This is a genomic window from Leucobacter muris (assembly GCF_004028235.1).
Classification (GTDB): Bacteria; Actinomycetota; Actinomycetes; order Actinomycetales; family Microbacteriaceae; genus Leucobacter; species Leucobacter muris.
Map to the genome: position 1 here is coordinate 2,186,584 of NZ_CP035037.1, position 25,399 is coordinate 2,211,982.

The 25,399-nt window shown below is 71.1% G+C and carries 20 protein-coding genes; 14 read left to right on the plus strand and 6 right to left on the minus strand.

What is annotated here, in order from left to right:
• Positions 1-64: 64 nt before the first annotated feature.
• Positions 65-823 carry an SDR family NAD(P)-dependent oxidoreductase gene (locus Leucomu_RS10210; protein ID WP_128387153.1) on the plus strand — a complete coding sequence of 253 codons (759 nt, stop codon included), beginning with the start codon at positions 65-67 and terminating at the stop codon, positions 821-823.
• Between the two features lie 81 nt (positions 824-904).
• Here Leucomu_RS10210 and Leucomu_RS10215 read toward each other — a convergent pair whose 3' ends face one another.
• Complete coding sequence (locus tag Leucomu_RS10215) at positions 905-2,335, minus strand: amidohydrolase (protein ID WP_128387154.1); 1,431 nt, start codon at positions 2,333-2,335, stop codon at positions 905-907.
• A 182-nt stretch (positions 2,336-2,517) separates the two neighbouring features.
• Between Leucomu_RS10215 and Leucomu_RS10220 the strand changes: the two genes are divergently transcribed.
• The 7 genes from Leucomu_RS10220 to Leucomu_RS10250 all read left to right on the plus strand — a co-directional run bounded on the left by Leucomu_RS10220 (position 2,518) and on the right by Leucomu_RS10250 (position 10,193).
• Complete coding sequence (locus Leucomu_RS10220; protein WP_128387155.1) at positions 2,518-3,633, plus strand: zinc-binding dehydrogenase; 1,116 nt, start codon at positions 2,518-2,520, stop codon at positions 3,631-3,633.
• A gap of 86 nt (positions 3,634-3,719) precedes the next feature.
• Positions 3,720-4,682, plus strand: a complete 963-nt coding sequence (locus tag Leucomu_RS10225; protein ID WP_128387156.1) for an aldo/keto reductase — start codon at positions 3,720-3,722, stop codon at positions 4,680-4,682.
• A 2-nt stretch (positions 4,683-4,684) separates the two neighbouring features.
• Positions 4,685-5,821 (plus strand): alpha/beta hydrolase, encoded by a 1,137-nt coding sequence (locus tag Leucomu_RS10230; RefSeq protein WP_128387157.1) that lies wholly within the window; start codon positions 4,685-4,687, stop codon positions 5,819-5,821.
• Positions 5,818-6,867: an alpha/beta hydrolase gene (locus Leucomu_RS10235; RefSeq protein WP_128387158.1), complete on the plus strand. Its 1,050-nt coding sequence runs from the start codon at positions 5,818-5,820 to the stop codon at positions 6,865-6,867. Before Leucomu_RS10230 ends, Leucomu_RS10235 begins: the two co-directional genes overlap by 4 nt.
• Positions 6,864-8,303, plus strand: coding sequence for a multidrug effflux MFS transporter (locus tag Leucomu_RS10240; RefSeq protein ID WP_228407068.1), 1,440 nt, complete (start codon positions 6,864-6,866; stop codon positions 8,301-8,303). The genes Leucomu_RS10235 and Leucomu_RS10240 overlap by 4 nt, the downstream gene beginning before the upstream one ends.
• 33 nt (positions 8,304-8,336) lie before the next feature.
• Positions 8,337-9,752, plus strand: a complete 1,416-nt coding sequence (locus Leucomu_RS10245; RefSeq protein ID WP_017883314.1) for an aldehyde dehydrogenase family protein — start codon at positions 8,337-8,339, stop codon at positions 9,750-9,752.
• 84 nt (positions 9,753-9,836) lie between these two features.
• Positions 9,837-10,193, plus strand: coding sequence for a nuclear transport factor 2 family protein (locus tag Leucomu_RS10250; protein ID WP_128387159.1), 357 nt, complete (start codon positions 9,837-9,839; stop codon positions 10,191-10,193).
• A gap of 217 nt (positions 10,194-10,410) precedes the next feature.
• Here Leucomu_RS10250 and Leucomu_RS10255 read toward each other — a convergent pair whose 3' ends face one another.
• The 5 genes from Leucomu_RS10255 to Leucomu_RS10275 all read right to left on the minus strand — a co-directional run bounded on the left by Leucomu_RS10255 (position 10,411) and on the right by Leucomu_RS10275 (position 18,340).
• The gene (locus Leucomu_RS10255) at positions 10,411-12,777 is read right to left on the minus strand and encodes a DEAD/DEAH box helicase (protein WP_128387160.1); all 2,367 of its coding nucleotides are present in this window, start codon (positions 12,775-12,777) and stop codon (positions 10,411-10,413) included.
• A gap of 162 nt (positions 12,778-12,939) precedes the next feature.
• Positions 12,940-13,833: an ABC transporter ATP-binding protein gene (locus Leucomu_RS10260; RefSeq protein WP_228407069.1), complete on the minus strand. Its 894-nt coding sequence runs from the start codon at positions 13,831-13,833 to the stop codon at positions 12,940-12,942.
• Positions 13,830-15,683, minus strand: a complete 1,854-nt coding sequence (locus tag Leucomu_RS10265) for a dipeptide/oligopeptide/nickel ABC transporter permease/ATP-binding protein (RefSeq protein WP_017883318.1) — start codon at positions 15,681-15,683, stop codon at positions 13,830-13,832. Before Leucomu_RS10265 ends, Leucomu_RS10260 begins: the two co-directional genes overlap by 4 nt.
• Positions 15,680-16,621 (minus strand): ABC transporter permease, encoded by a 942-nt coding sequence (locus Leucomu_RS10270; protein ID WP_017883319.1) that lies wholly within the window; start codon positions 16,619-16,621, stop codon positions 15,680-15,682. The genes Leucomu_RS10265 and Leucomu_RS10270 overlap by 4 nt, the downstream gene beginning before the upstream one ends.
• Positions 16,622-16,795: 174 nt before the next feature.
• A complete protein-coding gene (locus tag Leucomu_RS10275) occupies positions 16,796-18,340 on the minus strand; it encodes an ABC transporter substrate-binding protein (RefSeq protein ID WP_128387161.1) in 1,545 nt (514 codons plus the stop codon).
• Positions 18,341-18,644: 304 nt separating this feature from the next.
• Between Leucomu_RS10275 and hpaH the strand changes: the two genes are divergently transcribed.
• From hpaH to hpaD, 6 genes are all read left to right on the plus strand, one after another.
• Positions 18,645-19,430 (plus strand): 2-oxo-hept-4-ene-1,7-dioate hydratase, encoded by a 786-nt coding sequence (hpaH, locus tag Leucomu_RS10280; RefSeq protein ID WP_128387162.1) that lies wholly within the window; start codon positions 18,645-18,647, stop codon positions 19,428-19,430.
• The gene (locus Leucomu_RS10285; RefSeq protein ID WP_128387163.1) at positions 19,415-20,233 is read left to right on the plus strand and encodes an HpcH/HpaI aldolase family protein; all 819 of its coding nucleotides are present in this window, start codon (positions 19,415-19,417) and stop codon (positions 20,231-20,233) included. Before hpaH ends, Leucomu_RS10285 begins: the two co-directional genes overlap by 16 nt.
• A 213-nt stretch (positions 20,234-20,446) precedes the next feature.
• Complete coding sequence (locus Leucomu_RS10290) at positions 20,447-21,937, plus strand: fumarylacetoacetate hydrolase family protein (RefSeq protein ID WP_128387164.1); 1,491 nt, start codon at positions 20,447-20,449, stop codon at positions 21,935-21,937.
• A 2-nt stretch (positions 21,938-21,939) separates the two neighbouring features.
• Positions 21,940-22,626, plus strand: coding sequence for a GntR family transcriptional regulator (locus Leucomu_RS10295; RefSeq protein WP_194294546.1), 687 nt, complete (start codon positions 21,940-21,942; stop codon positions 22,624-22,626).
• A 45-nt stretch (positions 22,627-22,671) separates the two neighbouring features.
• A complete protein-coding gene (gene hpaE / locus Leucomu_RS10300; RefSeq protein ID WP_128387166.1) occupies positions 22,672-24,168 on the plus strand; it encodes a 5-carboxymethyl-2-hydroxymuconate semialdehyde dehydrogenase in 1,497 nt (498 codons plus the stop codon).
• Positions 24,169-24,250: 82 nt separating this feature from the next.
• The gene (gene hpaD / locus Leucomu_RS10305; RefSeq protein WP_017883326.1) at positions 24,251-25,393 is read left to right on the plus strand and encodes a 3,4-dihydroxyphenylacetate 2,3-dioxygenase; all 1,143 of its coding nucleotides are present in this window, start codon (positions 24,251-24,253) and stop codon (positions 25,391-25,393) included.
• Positions 25,394-25,399 lie beyond the last annotated feature (6 nt).

Genomic DNA, 25,399 nt, shown 5'->3' on the forward strand with positions numbered 1-25,399 from the left:
GATCCAGTGCCATTCAGTGGGACGCCAGGGATCGCCCGCACATCAGCACGACGAAGGAGTCACCGTGACCTCACCCACTCCCGGCAGCGCCGGATCCCGCACCGTCCTCATCACCGGCGGCGCCGGCGGCATCGGCCAGGGCATCGCCCGCGCCTTCGCCGCGGCGGGCGACCGCGTGATCCTCGCCGATCGCGACGCGGCCGCGGTGGCCGCGGCCGCCGAGGCGCTCGGCGCGGAGCCGCTCGCCCTCGACATCACCGATGCGGCCTCCGCGGCCGAGGCGCTGCACGGCCTCGCAGAGCGCGGAGGCGTCGACGCACTCGTCAACAACGCCGGCATCCTCTCGGTGCACGGCACTGTGACCGAGCTGGAACCCGATGCCTACCGCTCGATCCTCGAGGTCAACGTGATCGGCACGTTCAATATGCTCCAGGCGTTCGCGAGGCATCGCATCGTCGCGGGCGGCGGGGGCGCCGTGGTCAACATCTCGTCGATCGGCGGGCGCCAGCCCACCCCCGGCATGGGCGCCTACGAATCGAGCAAGGCGGCCGTCGACTCCGTCACGCGTTGGGCGGCGATCGAGCTCGCCGCGCACGGCATCCGCGTGAATGCGGTCGCCCCGGGGCCGGTGCTCACGCCGATGCTCGAGATGGGCATGCCCGAGGGATCACCCGCCCGTGAGGCCTGGTCGAGCCGCATCCCGCTCGGCGACCTCGCCCAGGTCTCGGACATCGCGCCGGCGGTCGTGTTCCTGGCGAGCGGGAGCGCCGGGCACATCACCGGCGTGAGCCTCGCCGTCGACGGCGGCCAGCTGCTCACCTGAGCCCGAGGGCCGGGCGGATCGGCGGCCACGCCGATCCGCCCGGCCTCGCACCGCAGAGTCCGGCTCCGCCGCCCCGCCCGCCTAGCGCTCGAAGACCACGCGCCCGTCGAGCACGGTGAGGTCGACGGCCACGTCGGGCAGCCCGGCGGCACCGGTCTCGAAGGGGTCGGAGGCGAGCACGGCGAGATCCGCGGCCTTTCCGACCTCGATCGTGCCCTTCCAGGCGTCGGCGCGGTCCTGCTCGGCGGGCACCGCGGTGTACGCGCGCAGCAGCCGGTGCAGCCGGTCGCGCGCGGCGGCGGGCGAGGTGCCTCCGCCCATCGCGACGATGCGCTCGTCGGCGGCGGCGATCCAGCGGCGCCAGTCGTAGTGCAGCACGGGCGCGTCCGACGAGAGCACGAGCACGTCCGCGTCGAGGGCGGCGGCGAACTGCCAGGCCTCGGCGGCCGTCTCGGGCCCCATCATGGCGGCGAGCCACTCGCCGGTGATCGAAGCGATGCCCGGCTGCGCGTTGAGCCAGACGCCGAGCTCGGCCATGCGCCGCACCTGCTCGGCGGTGGCGAGGTCGCCGTGGATGATGACGTGGCCGAGCTGCTGCGCGGAGGGGGCGCCGGGCTGCGCCGCTGCCTCGGCGATCGCGTCGAGGGCGAGCTGGATGGTGCGGTCGCCGGTGGCGTGCAGGCCGATCTGCAGGCCGGCCCCGTGGGCGGCGCGGATCATCTCGGCGAGCCGCTCGGCCTTCTGCTCGATGCCGTCGCCGCGCACGAGCAGGTCGCCGTGGGTGCCGTCGTCGTAGGGCCGCTCGGTCCAGGCCTGGCGCGAGAGCGGGATGAGGTCGCCGAAGATCTTGACGCCCGGCACGTTGAGCCAGGCCGGGTCGGGCTCGGGAGCGGCGACGGCGCGCTCGCGGATGCCGGCGAGCACCGTCTCGACGTCGCTCGGGCCGTCGAGCACGCCGTAGAGCGCGAGCATGGTGACGCGCTGACGCAGTGCGCCCGCGGCGGCGAGTTCGCGGTAGACGTCGAGCACCTCGCTGTGGAAGCAGCCGGTCTCGCCCTCGTCCTCTCCGGGCCCGATGCCCGGCTCGGTGTAGCTCGTGATGCCGAGCTCGGACAGCATCCGTCCGGCGGCGAGGATCGCGGCGCGGCGGGCGTCCCGGTCGGGGGCGAGCACGCCGCCGACGCTGGCGGCGGCCTCGGGATCGGGGGCGCCGAAGAAGGTGTGCGGCCAGCGGGCGCCGAGCCAGGTGGCGTGCAGGTGGGAGTCGTTGATGCCTGGCAGCAGCGCGCGGCCGTCGAGCTCGATCACGCGGGTACCCTCGCCGATGAGGGGTCCGATGTCGGCCGTCGAGCCGACGGCGACGATGAGCCCGTCGGAGACGGCGACGGCCTCGGCGCGGTTCGCGGCCTCGTCCATCGTGAGCACGGCGCCGCCGAGCAGCACGAGGTCGGCCGAGCCGCTCGGGCCCGCAGGGGCGCTGCCGCCCGGTGATGCCGCGCTGCGCCGCGTCATGATGCGCTCCGCTTGGGTGTCATGGATGCACTCCGTCTCAGTGGATTCTCTCGCGATCGCGAGTCCCGCGATTCATCGGTGAATCGGGGCTTCCCGTTTGGGTCAACGTATGTAGAATAAAACCACATCCTCGGCATCCGGGCAACGACGCCATGCCGACATCCAACGGAATGGAGCTTTCGATGACGATTCCCACATCCACCCGCGCGGCCGTGCTCACCGAGCACGGCTCGCCGCTCGAGATGCAGGAACTGCCCCTCCCCGACCGCGTCGAACCCGGCGCCGCGCTCGTGCGCATCACCTGCACCACACTCTGCGGCACCGATATCGAGATCTGGGCGGGCAAGATGACCTTCCCCGGCATGCTGCCGATGGTGCTCGGGCATGAGATGGTGGGCGAGGTCGTCGCCGTCGGCGAGGGCGCCGTCGACGCCCTCGGCGAGCCGCTCTCCGTCGGAGACCGCATCGGCTGGTCAGAGTCGGTGTGCGGCGAGTGCTTCGGCTGCACGGTGCTGCGCCAGCCCGTCGCGTGCTCCCGGCGCGGCTACGGGTTCCTGCAGCGCAGCGACGTCGCCCCCTACGCGACCGCCGGCCTCTCGGAGTACGCGTACGTGACGCCCGGCGCGCAGAAGCTGCGACTGCCCGCCGAGGTCAAGGACACGTGGGCCTCGGCGGCGGGCTGCGCCGCGAAGACCGTGCTGCGCGCCTTCGATCGCGCGGGCGGCGTGCGACCCGGATCCCGGGTCGTCGTGCAGGGCTCGGGCGCACTGGGCCTGTTCGCCACCGCGGTCGCGAGCATCTCGGGGGCGGGCACCGTCGTCACGGTGGGCGCCCCCGCGCCGCGCCTCGCCCTCGCGGAGCGCTTCGGCGCGACCCACACCGTCGACATCGCGGGCGGCTCGGAGGCGACCATCGCGCGCGTGCTGGAAATCACCGAGGGCCGGGGCGCCGACCTCGTGCTCGACTTCGCCGGAGCGCCGAGCATCGGTCCCGAGGCCGTCGGCATGGCCGCTCAGCGCGGCACGGTCGCGATCGTCGGCTCGACCGGCCCCGCCGGCGATCCGTTCCCGCTCTCGGCGATCATGGGCAAGGAGCTCACGGTCGTAGGATCCCTCAACGGCGACGTCTCCGACTACTTCCGATCCATCGAGTTCTTCCGCACCTTCGCGGACCGCTTCCCCTGGGACGAGCTGTTCTCGCAGCCGTGCGGCCTCGCCGAGGCCTCCGACCGCATCGCCAACATGCACCGGTTGGGCGAGGTGAAGGCCGTGATCGATCCGCGCATCGACGCCGCCTGACCCACCCGCTCCCGTCGCTCCGCACGCGCTCGCGCCCCGGCCGAGCGCGCGGCGGCCCACGGCCCCTCACCATCGAAAGGACCCCCATGACCACCCCAGTCCCCCGCCGCCGCATCGGCCGCAGCGAACTCGAGACCTCCGTCTTCGCGCTCGGATCGTGGCACATCTACGACCGCATGCACTTCGAGGACGCGGTCGCGATGGTGCGCACCGCCGTCGACCGCGGCGTCAACCTCTTCGACGTGGGCGTCTACGGCGCCCCGGGCATGCCGCCGGCCTTCACCGACGTGCTGTTCTCGGCGATCATCCGCGCCGTGGGCGTGCCCCGCGACGAGTACCTGCTCTCCGAGAAGCTCTGGCTCGAGGGCTGGGACGCCGACCGCGGCTTCCGACCGCAGCTCGAGAACGCGCTCTTCCGCGTCGGCGACGACCACGCCGACCTCGTGATCCTCGGCGACCTGCGCCGCGACGACGTCGAACTGCGCGACATCGCGCTCAGCCTCGACGAACTGCAGCGCGCGGGCCTGATCCGGGCCTGGGGCGTCAACAACTGGTCGGCGTCGAACGTGCAGGCCCTGCTCGACATCGCGACCGCCGAGGGCATCGCCGCGCCCGAGATCGCGCAGCTCAAGTACAGCGTCTCCCGCCGCTCGATCCCCGACGGCGAACCGTTCGCGCGCCCGTGGCAGCAGGGGCTCTCCATGCAGGCCTCCGACGTGATGGAGGGCGGCTACCTCGCCGGCAAGGTGGCGACCGACCGCGAGGTGGGGCGCGATCCGGGCGGCATCCGCCAGCGCATCATCGACGACGTGCCCGCCTTCGTTGAGCTCGCCGACGAGCTCGGCGGCACCCCCGCCCAGCTGGCGATCGCGTTCACGCTCACCCACCCGGCGACCGCGACCACGCTCTTCGGAACGTCGAGCACCGCCCAGCTCGAGGCGAACCTCGGCAGCCTCGAGCTGCTCGACCGCGTGGGCGCCGAGACCATCCGCGCGCGCGTCGAGCCGTTCTGGGCCGACCGCGGCCTCGTCGACCCGGAGGGACCGTGACCATGAGCGCCGATGTCGCAGCAGGATCGGCGGCGGAATCCGGATCGGGATCCCCCCGCCCCGTCGCCCACGGCCGGCCCACCGTCGCGCCCGTGCCCTTCGACCCCGAGATCGTGCCCGTGCTCGAGGCGCTGGCCGCGACCCCGCAGCCCGGTCTCAGCCGCGAGACGCTCGCCGCGATGCGGGAGCCGGGCCTCGGCCCCGCATTCCCGAGCGGCGCCGAACTCGTCGCGGGTCGCGCGGTGACCGCCGAGGAGCTCGTGATCCCGGGGCCCGCAGGCGCCCCGGCGCTCGAGGTCACCGTGTTCGCACCCGCCGACCGCGGGCCCGACCCCCTGCCCGTGCTCGTGAACTTCCACGGCGGCGGCATGATCGTGGGCCACCGCGCCTGGGAGCACGGTCGTGTGATCGATCTCGTCGAGCGCCACGGCGTGGTCGGGGTGAACGTCGAGTACCGGCTCGCCCCCGAGCATCCCTACCCCGCCGGCGTCGAGGACAACTACGCCGCGACCCGCTGGGTCGCCGAGCACGCGGCCGAACTGGGCGCCGATCCCGACCGCCTCGTCGTGATGGGCGGCAGCGCCGGAGGCGCCTTCGCGGCCGCGGTGTCGCTCATGGCGCGCGACCGCGGCGGCCCCGCGATCGCCGGCCAGCTGCTGCTGTGCCCCATGCTCGACAACACGAACTCGACCGTGTCGAGCCTGCAGTACGACGGCATCGGCACCTGGACCCGCGACGCGAACCTGCTCGCGTGGGAGTGCGTGCTCGGCGAGGAGCTCGCCTACTCCGACCGCGCGCCCGCGTACGCGGCGCCCGCGCGCGCCGACGACGTCTCGGGGCTGCCGCCCGCGTTCATCGAGGTGGGCGCCGCCGAGATGTTCCGCGACGAGGACGTCGACTACACCCGGCGCATCTGGGCGACGGGCGGCCCCGCCGAGCTGCACGTCTGGTCGGGCGGCTGCCACGGCTTCGACATGTACATGCCCGAGGCCGAGATCACCCGCGCCGCGCTCGCGTCGCGCGACTCGTGGCTCGCCCGCGTGCTCGGCACCGTGGCGGCACCCCCGCCGAAGCCGCTCGCGGCCGGAGCCACCGCGCAGGATCCCGTCGGCACCGCCGAGCAGGGGGCCGCACGATGACCGCCCCGCAGCCCTACCGGGCCGCCGAGCCCGAGGCGCGTCCCGCCAGCGTCCCCTACGATCCCGAGCTCGAGGCCGGCCTCGCGTTCTTCATCGACCTCGTGGAGCGCATCCCGCTGCGCGCCCACACCATCCTCGAGAACCGCGCGCACTTCGCCTCGATCACCCCTTCGATGGAGGTGCAGGCCGATGGCCGCACGGTCGAGTGGGAGCACCGCACGATCCCGGGCCCCGCGGGATCGTCCGGCATCGAGGTGACGATCGTGCGGCCCCGGGGAAGCGGCGCGCCCGGCGCCGCGCACGACGGCGCAGGCGCGCACGACGCCCCGCGCCCCGGCGTGCTCGGCATCCACGGCGGGGGCTACGTGCTCGGCACCCGCTTCTTCGGCACGGGCGAGCTCATCGACCTCGCCGAGCGCTTCGGCACGGTGGGCGTCGCGGTCGAGTACCGTCTCGCCCCCGAGCACCCCGCCCCGGCCGCGGCCGAGGACTGCTACGCCGCGCTCGTCTGGATGGCGCAGAACGCCGATCTGCTCGGCATCGACCCCGCGCGCATCGTGGTGTCGGGCGCGTCCGCCGGCGGCGGTCTCACCGCCGCGGTGTCGCTCATCGCGCGGGATCGCGGCGGCCCCGCGATCGCCGGCCAGCTCGTGGGCTGCCCCATGATCGACGACCGCAACACGACGGTGTCGGCCTGGCAGTACGACGGCATCGGCGCCTGGGATCGCAACAACAACGACACCGGCTGGGACGCCGCGCTCGGCGCCGAGCGCGGCGGCGAGCGCGTGCACCCCTACCAGGCGCCCGCCCGGGCGACCGATCTGTCGGGGCTGCCGCCCGCGTTCATCGAGGTCGGCTCGGCCGAGGTGTTCCGCGACGAGTCCGTCGACTACGCGAGCCGCATCTGGGCGGCCGGCGGCGAGGCCGAGCTGCACGTCTGGTCGGGCGGCTATCACGGTTTCACGGGCTTCTCCCCCGACGCCGTGGTGTCGCACGCCGCGAACGACGCCCGCGACAGCTGGTGGCGCCGGATCCTCGCCCGATGAGCGCGCGTGCACGACGGCGCGCGGGCGCCTCGCCCTCGCGGCCGATGGGGCTGCTGCGCATCACGCTGGTGCTCGGCCTGCTCGAGGCGTTCGGGCCGCTCTCGATGGATCTCTACCTGCCGCAGCTGCCGCAGCTCGCCCGCTCCCTCGACACCTCCGACGCGCTCGCCCAGGCGACCATGTCGGTGTGCATGATCGGGCTCGGGATCGGGCAGCTCATCGCCGGCCCGCTCTCGGACCGCTTCGGGCGCAAGCGCCCCCTCGTGGTGGGGGTGGTGCTCTTCGCGGTGCTCTCGGCGGTGTGCGCCGTGGCGCCCACGATCGAGGTGCTGCTCGCGGCGCGTCTGATGCAGGGGCTCGCGGGATCGGCCGGAGTGGTGATCAGCATGGCGGTCGCGCGCGACCTGTTCCACGGGATCGAGCTCTCGCGGATGCTGTCGCTGCTCGCGCTCGTCACCTCGCTCACCCCGATCATCGCTCCGGTGATCGGGGGCCAGCTGGCACGGGTGATGGACTGGCGCGGCATCTTCTTCGTGCTCGCCGGGATCGGCGTCGCGCTCGTGTTCGTGGCCGTGTTCGGGCTGCGCGAGTCGCTGCCCGAGACCGGCCACCACTCGGGCAGCGTGCTCGGCACGACGGTGACGCACGCGTCGGTCGTGCTGCGCGACCCGCTGTTCGTGGCGCTCATGCTGGCGGCGTGCCTGGGCGGTGCGGCCTTCTTCTCGTACCTGTCGATGTCGAGCTTCGTGCTGCAGGGCCAGTTCGGTCTCACCCCGCAGCTCTTCAGCCTCGTCTTCGCGATGAACGCGCTCTCGCAGCTCGGGGGCGCCCAGCTCAGCCGGGTGTTCGTGCGGCGGCTCGGCACGGCGCGCATGTACCTCACGGGCCAGCTGGCCGGCGCGGCGGCCGCCATCGCGCTGCTCGTCGTGACCCTGCTCGGCGCCCCGGCGCCCGTCTTCATCGCCCTGCTCGCCCTCTACCTGGGCGCGGCCGGGCTCGGCGGCCCGAACGGCACCTCCCTCGCCCTCGGCGGGCACGGTTCGAGGGCGGGCACCGCGTCGGCGCTGCTCGGCATGGCGATGTTCACCGCAGGCGCGGTGGCGGCTCCGGTGGTGTCGGCGCTCGCCGGCAGCTCTGCCGCGACCATGGCGACGAGCGTCGCGGCGGGATCGGCCGCGGCCGCCCTCATCGGCTGGCTCGCGGTGCGGCGGCTCGCCCCGGCGGATGCCGGGCGGCCGCTCTCGGCGAGAGCCCGCGCCGAGGCCGACGCGGCGTCGCTTCCGGGCACGGCGACAGGACCGGTGGCCGAAGCGTCGGTGGATCCGGGTACGGGTGCTGCGACGGACGACGACACGGGCGCCGCGCCGACTGTTCCCTCAGAGACAACGGGGGCACCGCCCGAGACAAGCCCCGGCCGGCCTGAAAAGCTACCCTGAATGACATCTAGCGGTATTCGACCTGGAGGATCCATGGAAACCTACGAAAGCCTGCTCGCAGCAGTCGTCGCAACCGAGGGCGAGACCCGCGACTCGGTCAACCCCGCCACCGACGAGGTGATCGGCAAGGTGCAGAAGCAGTCGATCGAGGATCTGGAGGCCGCGATCGACAAGGCCGAGGCCGCTCAGCCCGCCTGGGCCGCGCTCGGCGACGACGAGCGCCGCGCCTACCTGCACCAGGCCGCCGACAAGATCGAGGCGTCGGCCGAGGCGCTCGCCGAGCTGCTCTCGCGCGAGCAGGGCAAGCCGCTCAACGGCCCGAACGCCCGCTTCGAGGTGGGCGGCTGCGTGGCGTGGACCCGCACCGCCGCCGAAACCCCGCTGCCGGTCGAGGTGCTCGTCGACGACGAGTCGGGCTATGCCGAGATGCACTACCGCCCCATCGGCGTGGTCGGTGCGATCTCGCCGTGGAACTGGCCCATGATGATCTCGATCTGGCAGATCGCGCCGTCGCTGCGCATGGGCAACACCGTCGTGATCAAGCCCGCCGACACCACCGCGCTGTCGGTGCGCGCGCTCGTCGCCGTCATGAACCAGGTGCTGCCCGAGGGTGTGCTCAACGTCGTCACCGGCCCCGGACGCACGGTGGGCGACGCCCTCACCCGCAGCCCGAAGATCGGCAAGATCATGTTCACCGGTTCGACGCCCGTCGGCCAGCAGATCATCGAGGCCTCGGCCAACAACGTGACCCGCCTCACGCTCGAGCTCGGCGGCAACGACGCCGGCATCGTGCTGCCCGACGTGGACCCGGCGGCCATCGCCGAGGACCTCTTCTGGGGCGCGTTCATCAACACCGGCCAGACCTGCGCCGCGCTCAAGCGCCTCTACGTGCACGACTCGGTCTACGACCAGGTCGTCGAGGAGCTCGCGAAGGTGGCGGCGAACGTGCCGATGGGTGTCGGCCTCGACGAGAACAACGTGCTCGGTCCGCTGCAGAACCGGGGCCAGTTCGACACCGTCGACCGCCTCGTCGAGGCCGCCAAGGCCTCGGGCGCCCGCGTGGTGCTCGGCGGAGAGCCGGACCGTGACGCCCCCGGCAACTTCTACCCGACCACGATCGTCGCCGACATCGACCCCCACAACGACCTCGTGGTCGAGGAGCAGTTCGGCCCGGCGCTGCCGATCATCCGCTACACCGACCTCGACGAGGTCATCAAGCTCGCGAACGAGCTCGAGTTCGGCCTCGGCTCCTCGGTGTGGACGCAGGATCGCGCGAAGGCGCTCGAGGTCGCCGGCCGCCTGCAGGCCGGCACCACCTGGATCAACTCGCACGGCGGGCTGCACCCGATGGTGCCGTTCGGCGGCGCGAAGAAGTCGGGCTACGGCCGCGAGTTCGGCGTCGAGGGCCTGAAGGCCGTCGCCGAGCCCCAGGTGATCAGCGGACGCTGATCGCCCCTTCCCGGAGACGGGCGCGGCTGCTCTTCCGAGCGCGGCCGCGCCCGTTCGCGCATCCCCACCACGAAAGCAGGAATCATGAGTGAAGCAGCAGCCGTCGAGGCCGCGGTGCAGCAGTACGTCGACGGGTGCAAGGCCGCCGACGCCGACGCCGTGCGCGACGCGTTCGACGAGAACTCCGTGATGTGGGGCTACCTCGGCCCCGACTACGTCACGATGACCGGCGCCGAGTTCGCGGCGAACGTCGTCGCGACGGCCGAGCCCTCGGGCCCCGAGTACTCATTCGAGATCCACGGGATCGCCGTCACCGGCGACGTCGCGCACGCCGTGCTCGACGAGCGGGGCTTCCTGGGCGCCGACTTCCGCAACCACTTCGGGCTCATCAAGCGCGACGGCGCGTGGCGCATCACCAGCAAGGTGTTCACCACGGTCTGAGCGCTCGCACGGCCTCGGTGAGGGACCCGGACTCGGTGACGCCGGATCCCGGGTTTCCATCTCACCGAGGCCGGATCTTCCACCGAAGCAGGATCCCCGAGGCGCCCCATGACCGGCCGCAGGCCTCGCACCGCGGCGTGCACGGGCCTCGAACGCCTGCGGACCGGGTGCTCCCCGAAGGGAGCATCCGGGCCGCAGACCTCAGCTTCTCGAAGCACTACCAGCGCGGCTTGCGCTTGCCGTCGGCTCGGTTGCCGCCGCCGTCGCGGTTGCCGCCATCGCGATTGCCGCCACGATCCCAGCGGTCTCCGCCGCCCCGGCGATCATCGCGGTCCCAGCCGCGGTTGCCGCGATCCCGGTCGTACCCGCCGCGCTCCCCGCCGCGATCGTCGCGCGAGCCGCGGTTGCGGTCGTAGCCGCGATCCTGGCCGCGGTCGTACCCGCCGCGGTCGGAACGGTCGTACCCGCCGCTGTTGCGGCCGTAGCCGCCCCGATCATCGCGGTCGCGGCGCTGGTATCCGCCCGAGCGGTCGCCCCGGTCTCCCCGATCACCTCGGTCGCCCCGGCCCCCGCGGTCGAAGCGGTCACCGCGGTCGCGGCCGCCACCGTAGGATCCGCCCCTGTCGAGCGACATCTCGATGAGCTTGCCGCTGATGCGGGTCTGCGCGAGCTTGTCGAGCGACTCGGCCGGCAGCTTCTTGGGCAGCTCGACGAGGGTGAAGTCGTCGCGGATCTGGATGCGTCCGAAGTCGTCGCGCGACAGCCCGCCCTCGTTCGCGAGCGCGCCGACGATCTGGCCCGGCTTCACCTTCTGGCGGTGACCCACCTCGAGCCGATACATGGCCAGGTCGTCGCGGCGCTCCCTCGGCCCGCGATCCGCACGCTCGCCGCGCTCGGCACGCTCGCCCCGACCGCGATCCCTCGAGCCGTCCTCGAGGAACCGCGCGGCCTGGGCGCGGTCGCGCTCGAACTTGCGATCGTCGTCCTCGGAGAGCAGCAGCGGCGTATCGCCCTGCGCGACCACGGCGAGCGCCGCGGCCACGTCGGCCTCGGGCACGTCGTGGTGGCGCACGTAGTGGTCGATGATGTCGCGGAAGGCCTCGATCCGCTTCGTCTCCTCGAGCGCGGCGGTGATCGCGTCGTCGAAGCGGGAGAGGCGGGTCGCGTTGACCTCGTCGACGCGCGGCAGCGGCATCTGGGTGAGCGGCTGCTTGGTGGCCTTCTCGATGGCGCCGAGCAGGCGGCGCTCGCGCGGCGTGACGAAGCTGATCGCGTCACCCGTGCGGCCCGCACGGCCGGTGCGGCCGATGCGGTGCACATACGACTCGGTGTCGATGGGCAGGTCGTAGTTGATGACGTGGCTGATGCGCTCCACGTCGAGGCCGCGCGCGGCGACGTCGGTCGCGACGAGGATGTCGAGCTTGCCGTCCTTGAGCGCCTGCACGGTGCGCTCGCGCTGCGCCTGCTGGATGTCGCCGTTGATGGCCGCGGCCGAGTATCCGCGTGCGCGCAGCTTCTCGGCCACCTGCTCCGAGTCGCCGCGGGTGCGCGTGAAGACGATCATGCCGTCGAAGTCCTCGACCTCGAGGATGCGCGTGAGCGCATCGAGCTTCTGCGTGTAGGAGACGACGTTGTAGCGCTGGGTGATGCTCGCGCTCGTCTGCGTCTTGCCCGCGATCTTGATCTCGCGCGGGTCGTTCAGGTGCTGCTGCGAGATGCGGCGGATCTGCGCGGGCATGGTCGCCGAGAACAGTGCGACCTGCTTAGTCTCGGGGGTGTCGGCGAGGATCGTCTCGACGTCTTCGGCGAAGCCCATCTTGAGCATCTCGTCGGCCTCGTCGAGCACGAGGTACTTGATCTGCGACAGGTCGAGCGAGCCGCGGTTCAGGTGATCCATGATGCGGCCGGGGGTGCCCACCACGATGTCGACGCCGCGGCGCAGCGCGCTCAGCTGCTGGCCGTAGGCCTGACCGCCGTAGACGGGCAGCAGACGCACCTCGGGCAGGTGCGAGGCGTAGCTCTCGAAGGCCTCGCACACCTGCAGCGCGAGTTCGCGCGTGGGGGCGAGCACGAGGGCCTGCGGCACCCCCTGGCCGGGCTCGATGCGGCTGAGGATCGGCAGCGCGAACGCCGCCGTCTTGCCCGTGCCGGTCTGTGCAAGGCCGACGACGTCCCGGCCGCTGAGCAGCACGGGGATGGTCGCCGCCTGGATGGCCGACGGGTTCTCGTAGCCCACGTCGGTGATGGCCCGCAACACATCGGGATCGAGCCCGAGATCGGCGAAGGTGGTGCGCGCCTTCTCTGCGTTCTTGGCGGGCTTCTCGGCGGAAGCGGCTTCGGCGACGGGTTTGGTCGCAGCCTCAGCTTCGGGTGCGGAGTCGGCCGCAGCCGCAGCCGCAGCCTCGGGCGCGGAATCGGCCTGCGCCTCGGGCTCGGAATCGGTCTCGGATGCGGTATCGGCCCGGGTGTCGGCCTGCGCGGGAACTTCGGGCTGGGGTTCAGCCGGTACAGCAGCCTCGGTGGAGGCTACGTCGGTGGCGGTCTCGATGGGCTCGCCTGCGTCGACGTTTTCAGAATTGGTCATCATACAATCCTACCGCGGATCGCGCGACGCCGCGCCGCGGTCCCCGGATCCGCGCTCAGCTCCCAGCCCGCCCGCACCGCGCGCCCCGCTGCAGTGCAGGATCGGCGCCCCGGATCGCTGCCGCGCAGCGGACCCGCGGTGCCGGTCCCGCAGGGGCTCGCGTTACGCGGCGGGCGCCTCGCGCAGCGCGAGCCACTCGGCGCGGCGCTGAGCCTGCAGGGCGGGGTCGGCGACGGGCGAGGCCGCGAGCAGCCGCTGGCTGTAGGGGTGCTGCGGATCCCGGGTCACCTGCTCGCCGTCGCCGATCTCGACCAGGTTGCCGCGGTACATCACGGCGACGCGGTGGCAGATGCGCCGCACGACGCCGAGATCGTGCGAGACGAAGAGGTACGACACGCCGGTGTCGCGCTGCAGCTCGATGAGCAGGTCGAGCACGGTCGCCTGCGTCGTGAGGTCGAGCGCGCTCACCGGCTCGTCGCAGATGATCAGCCTCGGCTTGCGCACGAGCGCGCGGGCGATCGCGATGCGCTGCCGCTGCCCGCCCGAGAACTCGCTCGGGTAGCGGTCGATCACGCTCGCCGGCAGGTTCACCCGCTCGAGCATCTCCCCGACGATCCTGCGGGCCTCGGCCCGGGAGGTGCCCGCGGTGGAGAGCGGCTCGGCGAGGATGTCGCCGATCGTCATCATCGGGTTCAGCGAGCCGTAGGGGTCCTGGAAGACCACCTGGATGTCGGAGGCGAGGTCGCGCCGGGAGCGGCCCTTGAGGTGCGTGATGTCGCGACCGTCGAAGCTGATCCTGCCGCCCGCGACGGGCACGAGGCCGAGGATCGCCTTGCCGAGCGTCGACTTGCCCGATCCCGACTCGCCGACGAGACCCACGCACTCCCCCGCGCCGATCTCGAGCGAGACCTCGTGGAGCGCCCGGTTGGGCTTGCGCTTGGAACCGTACTCGACGACCACGTTCTCGGCCCGCAGCAGGGGCTCCCCGTGCGCCGACTGGGACGCCGCCGGCGCCTGCGGCGCCTGCACGCCCTGCGGCTGGATCGTCTCGCTCATGCGTTCTGCTCCTTCGTGGCGTGGGCGGCGGGCGCCGCGGGCGCGTGCGCGTCGAGACCGGTGTCGAGCTCGACGCGGCTCTCGGCGCCGTCGAGCGACGCCGCGATGAGCTCGCGCGTGTAGTCGCTCTGGGGGTTCTCGAAGATGGGGCCCACGTCGTCGATCTCGACGATCGATCCCGACCGCATCACGACCACGCGGTCGCAGAGGTCGGCGACGACGCCGAAGTTGTGGGTGACGATGACGAGCGCCATGTCGTACTCCTGCTGCAGCTCGCGCAGCAGCTCGAGCACCTCGGCCTGCACGGTCACGTCGAGCGCCGTGGTGGGCTCGTCGGCCACGAGCACCGACGGCTTGCCCGCGATCGCGCCGGCGATGAGCACGCGCTGGGCCATGCCGCCCGAGAGCTCGTGCGGGTACGACTTCATGACGCGCGCGGGGTCGACGATGCCGACCCGGTCGAGCATCGCAAGGGCCCGCTCGCGCGCCTCGGACCGGCTCATGCCGTGCACGGCGCGCAGCGGCTCGATCAACTGGTAGCCGATCGTGTACGAGGGGTCGAGGTTCGACATCGGCTCCTGCGGGATGTAGCCGATCTCGTGGCCGAGCAGCTGGGCCCGATCCCGCTTCGAGAGCGTGGTCACGTCCTCGCCGCCGATCCAGATCGCATCGGCCGTGTAGTAGCCGGACTTGGGCAGCAGGTCGAGCATCGAGAACACCGTCTGCGACTTGCCCGATCCCGACTCGCCCACGATGCCGAGCACCTCGCCGGGGGACACGTCGAGGGTGATGCCGTGCACCACCTCGACCTCGCCGTCGGTCGTCTCGTAGTTGACGCGCAGGTTCTCGAGCCGCACCGCCGAGTCGACGGCGGCGACCGAGATCGAACCGGTGGTGGTGGCGGTCGCGCCGGCGGGCGTCTTCTCGGCGTTGAGACGCGCGATGCGCTTGCGCTCGCGGCGCGAGAGCGTGGGCGTCTTGACGCTGATCACGTCGGCGAGGGTCGACCCCATGACGGCGAGGGCGGCGATGGTGATGCCGAGCGCGAGCGAGGGCCAGAGCAGCAGCAGCGGATCGGTGCGCATCACGCGGAAGCCCTCGTTCATGGCGGCGCCCCAGCCGGGGGTGGTGCCGCCGCCGATGCCGAGGAACTGCAGGCCGGCCTGCATGCCCATGGCCATGCCCGCGGTGAGCGCCGACTGGATCACGATGGGGGCGACGACCGCGCGGATCACGTGGCGGCCCATGATGCGCAGGTCCGAGAGCCCCGCCACCTTCGCGGCGTCGACGTAGGCCTCGCCGCGCACCGCCATGACGGTGGAGCGGGTGAGGCGGAAGTAGCCGGGGGCCATGAAGACGCCGACCGTGATCATGAGCACGGTGAAGTCGTTGCGGAACGCGGCGGCGACGATCAGCAGGATGATCATGCCGGGGATCGCCTGCAGGCCGTCGCTGATCCAGGTGCCGATGCGGTCGACCGCGCCACCGTAGTAGCCGGCGGCGAGCCCCGAGGGGACGCCGATCACGAGGGAGGTGACGATCGCGACGAGCGCGCCCCACAGCGTGATCTGGGTGCCCCAGATGATGCGGCTGAGCACGTCGCGGCCGGTCGTGTCGCCGCCCAGAGGGTGTTCGGCGCTCGGCAGAGCGCGGGTCAGGCCGAGGTCGACCGCGTTCGGGTCGTGGGGCGAGAGCCAGGGCGCGAACACCGCGACGAGCACGATGAGCAGCAGCACGACTGCGGTGACGGCGCCGGCTGGGCGGCGCAGGAAGCGGACGAACGTCGTGCCGCGGCTGCCGCCGCGCGAGTCGACGGCGTCGGCGACGGTGTCGGTGATCGGGGCGGTCATTTCACACGGGCCTTCGGGTTGATCCAGCCGAGCAGGATGTCGAGCAGGAAGTTGACGATGACGACGAAGATCACGGTGATGACCGTGATGCCGAGCAGCATCGGGATGTCGCCGTTCTGGGAGGCGCCCTGGGTCATGGCGCCGATGCCGGGCAGCGCGAAGATCTGCTCGACCACGATGGCGCCCGAGAGCAGGCCGACGAACATGAGGGCGAGGATCGTGAGCGAGGCGGGCGCCGCGTTGCGCAGCAGGTGGATCACGACGCGCCAGGGCGGCAGGCCGCGGCTGCGCAGCGTGCGCACGTAGTCCTGGCGGTCGGCCTGCATGATGGCGTTGCGCAGCTGCTCGGCGATCATCACGATCGCGCCGAGCGCGAGCGCGATGGCCGGAAGTGTGATCGACTGCAGCCACTCCCCGACCGACTGCGAGGGTGCCGTGTAGCCAACGGCGGGGAACCACTTGAGCTGCACCGCGAAGATCATCACGAGCACGAGCGCCACCCAGAAGCCGGGCAGGGCGAAGAGGATCACGGATCCGGCCTTCACCGCGCGGTCGATCCAGGTGTTGGGACGCAGGCCGGCGATCACGCCGAGCACACCGCCGAGCACTGCGGAGAGCAGGATCGAGACGGTGACGACCGAGAGCGTGACGGGCAGCTTGAGGGCGATCTGCTTGCCGATGGGCTGGAAGTTCTTCCAGGAGTCTCCGAAGTCGCCGCGCAGCATGCCGCCGATCCAGTCGCCGAACTGCACGAGCAGCGGCCGATCGGTGCCGATCTTCTGCGCGAGCGCGGCCTGCGCCTCGGGCGTCGCGGCGCTGCCGAGCAGGCCGAGCGTGGGATCCGGGATCGCGGCGTGCGCGAGGAAGAATGTGCCTGTCGCGACCGCGAACAGCAGGATCACCCCCGAGAGCAGCCTCTTGAGCGTGAATGAGAGCATCGGATCTCCTGAATCGGATTTCGGGGAAGTCGTCGGAGCGGGCGGGGAGCGTGTCGCTCCGCGGCCCGGTCGAGGGGCGGATCCCGCTCCCCGCGGCTGTCGTGGCGCGGGATCGCCGCCCCCGGGCCTGTCGCCCCTCTCGGCGAGAGGGGCGACAGGCCCGGGGTCGGCGGCTCAGCCCTCGAGGTTGATGTGGCGGAGCGTCGGGAACATCATGCCGATGACCGGCGTGACGGTGAACTCCGACGTGGAGATGTAGGCGTTGTTGGCCTGGTACCACACCGAGTAAAAGGCCTGGTCGGTGACCAGCTCGTTGAGCTTCTCGATCTCGGCCGTCTGGGCATCGCCGGGCTCGGCGGTGAAGACCTTGTCGGCCTGGGCCTGGATCTCGGGGAAGGCGTCGACTCCCGGGGTGGGGTTGTACCACTGGGGGTTGACGATCTGACGCTCGACGGTGGCGACCGGGTTGCCGTCCATCGAGATCACGCCGATGAACATCGGGTAGGTGGGAGCGTTGCCCATGTAGTCCATGAACTGGTACTCGTCCCAGCTCACCGTGATGTTCAGCTCGCCGAAGACCTGCTCGACGGTGGCCTGCCACGCCTGGAACGGCTGGGCCATCGGCATCTTCACCTCGAAGCCGTCTGCGTAGCCGGCCTCGGCGAGCAGCTTCTTCGCGGTGTCGATGTTGGGTGCGTAGAGGTCGTTGAGTTCGGGCAGGTTGCCCGCGGTGCCGTCGGGGAACACCTGGTTGGTGTCGACGCCGGCGCCCTGGCCGATCGCGCCCAGCATCTCAGCGCCGTTGAAGGCGTAGTTCAGAGCCTGACGCACCTTGAGGTCGCCGAGCGGCTTGCCCATCTCGGTCGAGCCGGTGCGGTCGGTGAACTGCAGGCCCACCCAGGTGGCCACGCCGGAGCTGACGTTCCAGTCGTAGTCGGGGGCCATGTCCATGGCGGTCTGGTCGCCGTAGATCACGTTGAACTGGCCGCCCTCGAGCCCGTTGAGCATCGCGGTCGGATCGCTCAGCGGCGAGATCACGAGCGGGTCGAAGGGGAAGTCGGCGGCGGCCCAGTGGTCGGCGACCTTGTCGAAATGGTACTCGGAGCCCGCGACGCTCGAGTCGGAGAGCGTGTAGGGGCCGGATCCGACGGGGGCGGTGGCGAGGCTGCCGTCGTCGATGGCGGCGGGCGCCATCATGTAGCTGCGGCCGAGGCCCATGAAGTAGAGGATCGTGTCGTCGCGCTGGGTGAGGTGGATCGCGATGGTGTCCTCGTCGACGACCTCGAAGCTGTCGACCTTGGTGTAGGCCTCCTGCGAGCGCACGCCCTCCTTGAGGTACTCGAGGCTCTTGACGGCCGCCTCGGCGTTGAACTCCTCGCCGTTCGAGAAGACCGCGTCGGTGCGCAGATCCATGGTGATGGTCTTGAAGTCTTCGGAGACCTCCCACTCGGTCGCGAGCGCCGGCTCGGGCTCGCCCTTGCCGTTGTCGACGACCAGCGGATCGTAGATGGCGGAGAGGTAGGGGCCGTCGAAGCCGATGTCGGCGAGCGCAGGATCCCAGGAGGTCACGTCAAGGAAGTTGCCGACGTTGAGGGGCACGACGGTGCCTTCGCCGCCTCCGCCCCCGCTGCCGTCGCCGGAGCCGCCCGACGAGCAGGAGGTCAGCGCGAGCGCAGCCGCAGCGACGGCTGCGAGGCCCGTGAGGGTTTTCTTCATCATGTCTACTTCTCTCGGTCTTCGGAGATGTGGGTGAGGGTGAGGCGCCGTTGCAACTCCACCGCGCAGCCCGGGAATGGAGTCCCCACCAGATGCGATGGACGTCACTTCGGCGTGCCGTCGCGTTTCATTCTGCGCACGTTGACAATAAAAACAAGTCGCGCGGGGCACCGAGAATGTTACGAATTCAACACGGCCGAATCGACCTCGCCCACTGGCGCGGATCGAGCTGAATCGTATACGATCGCAGGCAGGCGATGCGGAGCGGCAGAGCGCAGCACCGCGCACACGCAGAAACGGAGGCCTCGTGCTCGAGCAGTCACAGATCGAATCCATCGCGGATGAACTGGTGCAGGCGGACAGGGATCGCACGATCCTTCCCAAGCTCACCGCCCGCTACCCCGGCATGGTGATCGAGGATTCGTACGCCATTCAGAAGGTGTGGTCGGATCGGCGCATCGCCGACGGGGCCCGCCTCGTCGGCCACAAGATCGGCCTCACCTCGAAGGTGATGCAGGTCGCCACCGGCATCTCCGAGCCCGACTACGGCGTGATTCACGACGACATGGTCTACGAGTCGGGCTCGGTGCTCGAATTCGACCGCTTCTCGAACGTGCGCATCGAGGTCGAGCTCGCCTTCGTGCTCTCGAAGCCGCTCTCGGGCCCCGGCACCACGATCTTCGACGTGCTCGACGCCACCGCCTACGTGGTGCCCGCGCTCGAGGTGCTCAACTCGCACCTCGAGCTCGAGGGCCGCACGATCGTCGACACCATCAGCGACAACGCCGCGATGGGCGCGATAGTGCTGGGCGGCCGCCCCGTGAAGGTCGATGAGCTCGACCTCACCTGGGCGAAGGCGCTGCTCTACCGCAACGAGACCATCGAGGACTCCGGCGTGGCGGGCGCCGTCCTCGGCCACCCCGCCCTCGGCGTGGCCTGGCTCGCGAACAAGCTCGCCCAGCACGGCCAGACCCTCGAGGCCGGCGAGATCATCCTCGCGGGATCCTTCACCAAGCCGATGTGGGTGGAGCGCGGCGACACCGTGCACGCCGACTACCACGAGCTGGGGGCGGTGACATGCCGATTCGTCTAGAGCTGCCCGCTACACTGCGCGAACGACTCGACGCGGCCGACCGACCGCTCATCGGCCTCTGGGCGTGCGCCGGCAGCCCGATCACCGCCGAGATCGTGGCCGGCAGCGGCTGCGACTGGGTGCTGCTCGACGCCGAGCACTCCCCCAACGGACTCGAGTCGGTGCTCGCGCAGCTCTACGCGATGTCGGCCTACCCGGTGGCGCCGCTCGTGCGCCCGCCCTTCGGCGACTCGGTCACCATCAAGCAGTTCCTCGACCTCGGAGCGCAGAACCTGTTGATCCCGATGGTCGACTCGGCCGAGCAGGCGGCCGAGGTCGTGCGCGCCGTGCGCTACCCCGACGGTTCGGCCGGCGGCGGCGTGCGCGGCGTGGGGTCGGCGCTCGCGCGCTCCGCGCGCTGGAACCGCGTCGAGGGCTACCTCGGTCGCGCCTCGGAGACGATCAGCCTCACCGTGCAGATCGAGTCGGCGACCGCGGTCGCCGACGTCGAGCGGATCGTGGCGGTCGACGGGATCGACGCGATCTTCGTCGGCCCCTCCGACCTCGCGGCGTCGATGGGGCTGCTCGGCCAGCAGAACCACCCCGAGGTGGTGGACTCGGTGCTGCGCGCGATCGCCGCGGGTGTCTCTGCGGGCAAGCCGGTCGGCGTCAACGCCTTCGTGGAGGCCGATGCCGAGCGCTACATCGAGGCGGGCGCCTCGTTCGTGGCGGTGGGCGCCGACGTGGCGATCCTCGCCCGCCAGACCGAGGCCGTCGTGGATCGCTTCGCGGGCGCCGCCACCGCGGAGCGCTCCAGCTACTAGCCCTTCCGCACCGCGGGGTCGCACAGTTCAACACCCAGAAACGCGGAGTCCCGGACTGCCGGTCGCGGAGGCGAGGAGGCAGCGGTTCGGGGCTCCGGGTTCTCGGAAGCGGGGGATCGAGCCCCCGCTTCCCAAATCCATCCAGATCGTATACGATAAGAAATACAACGAGCGATCGCCCCCTCGGGCGTGAGCCAGATGAGCGAGGTAGCCATGACGTACGGAATCGAGACCCCCGGCAAGATCATCGCCGTCCATCTCAACTATCCGTCGCGGATCGCGCAGCGCGGCCGCACCCCCGCATTCCCCTCCTACTTCTTCAAGCCCGCCTCGTCGCTCGCCCCCACCGGCAGCACCATCGAGCGCCCCGCCGGCACCGAGCTGCTCGCCTTCGAGGGCGAGGTCGCCCTCGTGATCGGCGAACCCGCCCGCTGGGTCTCCCCCGAGGACGGCTGGAAGCACGTCGCCTTCGTCACGGCCGCCAACGACTTCGGCCTGTACGACCTGCGCGCCGCAGACAAGGGGTCCAACGTGCGCAACAAGGGCGGCGACGGCTACACGCCCATCGGGCCGAAGGCCATCCCCACCGACGGCATCGGCCAGGACCAGTGGCGCGTGCGCACCTGGGTCAACGGAGAACTCGCCCAGGACGACACGAGCGACACGCTCAAGTTCTCGTTCGGCCAGCTCGTCGCCGACCTCTCGCAGCACATGACCCTCGAGACCGGCGATGTCATCCTCACCGGCACTCCCGCGGGCTCCTCGGTCGTGATCCCCGGCGACGTCGTCGAGGTCGAGGTCGACGCCCCGACCGCGCCCGGCGCCCCCAGCACCGGCCGCCTCGTCACCACCGTCGCCCAGGGCGACCACGAGTTCGGCGACTTCGGCAACAAGCCGGCCGTCGACGACAAGCAGCGCATCGAGGCGTGGGGCAGCGAGCAGGAGCACGCGGCCGCGGTCGCCGCGGGCCGCGCCACCCCGCTCGACGAGCAGCCCGAGGCGGGCCCCCTCACCGACGAGATCCGCGAGCTGCTCGACGGCGTCGCCGTCGCCACGGTCTCCGCGGCACTGCGCAAGCGCGGCTACGTCGACATCTTCATCGACGGCGTGCACCCGAACCACGAGGGCGACACGATCCTCGGCACCGCGAAGACCCTGCGCTTCATCCCCTTCCGCCCCGACCTGTTCAAGCAGTACGGCGGCGGCTTCAACGCGCAGAAGCGCGCCTTCGACACCGTGAACGAGGGCGAGGTGCTCGTGGTCGAGGCCCGCGGCATCCCCTCCACCGGCACTGTGGGCGACGTGCTCGCCCTGCGCGCCCAGGTGCGCGGCGCGGCCGGCATCGTCACCGACGGCGGCGTGCGCGACTTCGCGGCCGTGCAGGAGTTCGACATCCCCGTCTTCTCGCAGGGCGCCCACCCCAGCGTGCTGGGCCGCCGGCACGTGCCGTGGGAGACCGACGTGACCATCGCGTGCGGAGGCGCCGCGGTGCAGCCGGGCGACATCGTCATGGGCGACCGCGACGGCGTCATCGTGATCCCGCCGTTCCTGCTCGACGAGGTGGCCCGCGAGGCCGCCGCCCAGGAGCGGGCCGACGCATGGGTCGCCGAGCAGGTCGCGCAGGGCGCGCCCGTCGACGGGCTCTTCCCGATGAACGCCGAATGGAAGGCGAAGTACGAGGCCGAGCAGGAAGCGCGGGCGTAACCGTGTCAGCAGAGTCCAAGTCCGAGCGGGCGTACCGCCTGATCCGCAGCAGGATCGACAGCGGCCAGTACGTGCCCGGCTACCGCCTCGTACTCGCGACCATCGCGAACGAGCTCGACATGTCGGTGGTGCCGGTGCGCGAGGCGATCCGCCGCCTCGAGGCCGAGCAGCTCGTCACCTTCGAGCGCAACGTCGGCGCCCAGGTCTCGCTCGTCAAGGAGACCGAGTACCTGCACACGATGCAGACGCTCGCGCTCGTCGAGGGCGCGGCCACGGGGCTCGCCGCACCGCACATCACCGCCGACCAGATCACCCGCGCCCGAGCCGTCAACCAGACGATGCGCGAGTCGCTCAGCTCGTTCGACCCGCTGCGCTTCACCGAGCTCAACCTCGAGTTCCACAGCGTGCTGTTCGAGACCTGCCCCAACCCGCACATCCTCGACCTCGTGCACCGCGGCTGGAACCGCATGAAGGTGCTGCGCAACTCGTCCTTCAGCTTCGTGCCGGGGCGCGCGCAGGAGTCGGTCGAGGAGCACGAGCGCCTGCTGCGGCTCATCGAGAGCAAGGCCGACGCGCTCGACATCGAGATGACGGCGCGGGCCCACCGCACCGCCACCCTCGAAGCCGTGCTCGCCCACTCCGAAGAGCACAAGCACGCCCCAGACCGGCAGCCGACCCCGGCCGCCTGACCCACCCCGACAGACCCACCCAACCCCACCACCGGAGGCGAAAACATGACCCAGGAGAAGCCCGCAGGGCTGCCAGACAAGATCCGCCACTTCATCGACGGCAAGCACGTCGACTCGGTCGGCGGCGAGGAGTTCGAGGTTCTCGACCCCGTCACCAACGAGACCTACATCATGGCCGCTTCGGGCCAGAAGGCCGACATCGACCTCGCGGTCGCCGCAGCGAAGCGCGCGTTCGATGAGGGCCCCTGGCCCAAGATGCTGCCCCGCGAGCGCTCGCGCATCCTGCACAAGGTCGCCGACATCGTGGAGTCGCGCGACGAGCAGCTCGCGCGCTTCGAGAGCTTCGACTCGGGCCTGCCCATCACCCAGGCGAAGGGCCAGGCCCGTCGCGCGGCGGAGAACTTCCGCTTCTTCGCCGACCTCATCGTGGCGCAGCACGACGACACCTTCAAGGTGCCAGGCCGCCAGATCAACTACGTGAACCGCAAGCCGATCGGCGTCGCCGGTCTCATCACCCCGTGGAACACGCCCTTCATGCTCGAGTCGTGGAAGCTCGGCCCCGCGCTCGCGACCGGCAACACGGTCGTGCTGAAGCCCGCCGAGTTCACCCCGCTCTCGGCGTCGCTGTGGGGCGAGATCTTCCGCGAGGCCGGCGTGCCCGACGGCGTGTTCAACCTCGTCGGGGGCTTCGGAGAGAGCGCCGGCGACTCGCTCGTCAAGCACCCCGACGTGCCGCTCATCTCGTTCACCGGCGAGAGCCGCACCGGCCAGATCATCTTCGGCAATGCCGCGCCCTACCTCAAGGGCCTCTCGATGGAGCTCGGCGGCAAGAGCCCCGCGGTCGTGTTCGCCGACGCGGATCTCGAGGCCGCCCTCGACGCCACCGTGTTCGGCGTGTTCAGCCTGAACGGCGAGCGCTGCACCGCGGGCTCGCGCATCCTCGTGCAGCGCGACGTCTACGACGAGTTCGTGGAGCGCTACGCCGAGCGCGCGAAGAACGTGGTCGTGGGCCTGCCGAGCGACCCCAAGACCGAGGTCGGCGCGCTCGTGCACCCCGAGCACTACGAGAAGGTCATGAGCTACGTCGAGATCGGCAAGGGCGAGGGCCGCCTCGTCGCCGGCGGCGGCCGCCCCGAGGGCTTCCCCACGGGCAACTACGTCGCCCCGACCGTGTTCGCCGACGTGAAGCCCGACGCCCGCATCTTCCAGGAGGAGATCTTCGGCCCCGTCGTCGCGATCACGCCCTTCGACACCGACGAAGAGGCGCTCGAGCTCGCCAACAACACCAAGTACGGTCTCGCGGCCTACATCTGGACCTCGAACCTGAAGCGCGCCCACAACTTCGCGCAGGCGGTCGAGGCGGGCATGGTGTGGCTCAACTCGAACAACGTGCGCGACCTGCGCACCCCGTTCGGCGGCGTGAAGGCCTCGGGCCTCGGCCACGAGGGCGGCTACCGCTCGATCGACTTCTACACCGATCAGCAGGCCGTGCACATCACCCTCAACGAGGCGCACAGCCCCAGGTTCGGCGCCGGCAAGTAACCCCCCTGGGATCCGGGTCCCTCCCCGTGCGGGGCCCGGATCCCGCCCCTCCCCCTCCCCCACACAGCAAGGACGCTCACTCATGGCAAAACTCAACGAAAGCGACAAGACCTCCTCGGGTTTCTGGGTCACCCAGGAGGCCCCGATCGAGAGCGACAACCCGATCACCACACCCCAGGCCGAGGCTCCCGACATCCTGCGCTGCGCCTACATGGAGCTCGTCGTCACCGACCTCGCCGCATCGCGCAAGTTCTACGTCGACGTGCTCGGCCTGTACGTGACCGACGAGGACGACGAGGTCATCTACCTCCGCTCCACCGAGGAGTTCATCCACCACAACCTCGTGCTGCGCAAGGGCCCGGTCGCGGCCGTCGCCGCGTTCTCGTACCGCGTGCGCACCCCCGAGGATCTCGACAAGGCCGTCGCCTTCTACGAGGAGCTCGGCTGCGACGTGCGCCGCAACGAGAACGGCTTCGTGAAGGGCATCGGCGACTCGGTGCGCGTGGTCGATCCGCTCGGCTTCCCCTACGAGTTCTTCTACCAGACCGAGCACGTCGAGCGTCTCTCGTGGCGCTACGACCTGCAGAAGCCGGGCGAGCTCGTTCGCCTCGACCACTTCAACCAGGTCACCCCCGATGTGCCCCGCGCGGTGCGCCACTACCAGGATCTCGGCTTCCGCGTGACCGAGGACATCCAGGACAACGAGGGCACCGTCTACGCCGCCTGGCTGCGCCGCAAGCCGACCGTGCACGACACCGCCGCCACGGGTGGCGACGGCCCCCGCATGCACCACGTCGCCTTCGCCACCCACGAGAAGCACAACATCCTCGCGATCTGCGACAAGCTCGGTGCGCTGCGCCTCAGCGACCACATCGAGCGCGGCCCGGGTCGTCACGGCGTCTCGAACGCGTTCTACCTCTACCTGCGCGATCCCGACGGCCACCGCGTCGAGATCTACACCCAGGACTACTACACCGGCGACCCCGACAACCCGGTCGTCACCTGGGACGTGCACGACAACCAGCGCCGCGACTGGTGGGGCAACCCCGTCGTGCCCTCGTGGTACACCGACGCCTCGCTCGTGCTCGACCTCGACGGCAACCCGCAGCCCGTCGTGGCTCGCACCGACAACAGCGAGATGGCCGTGACCATCGGCGCCGACGGCTTCTCGTACACCCGCGAGGGCGACGACGTGAAGGGCTTCAAGCTCGGCGAGACCCTCTAAGGAGCG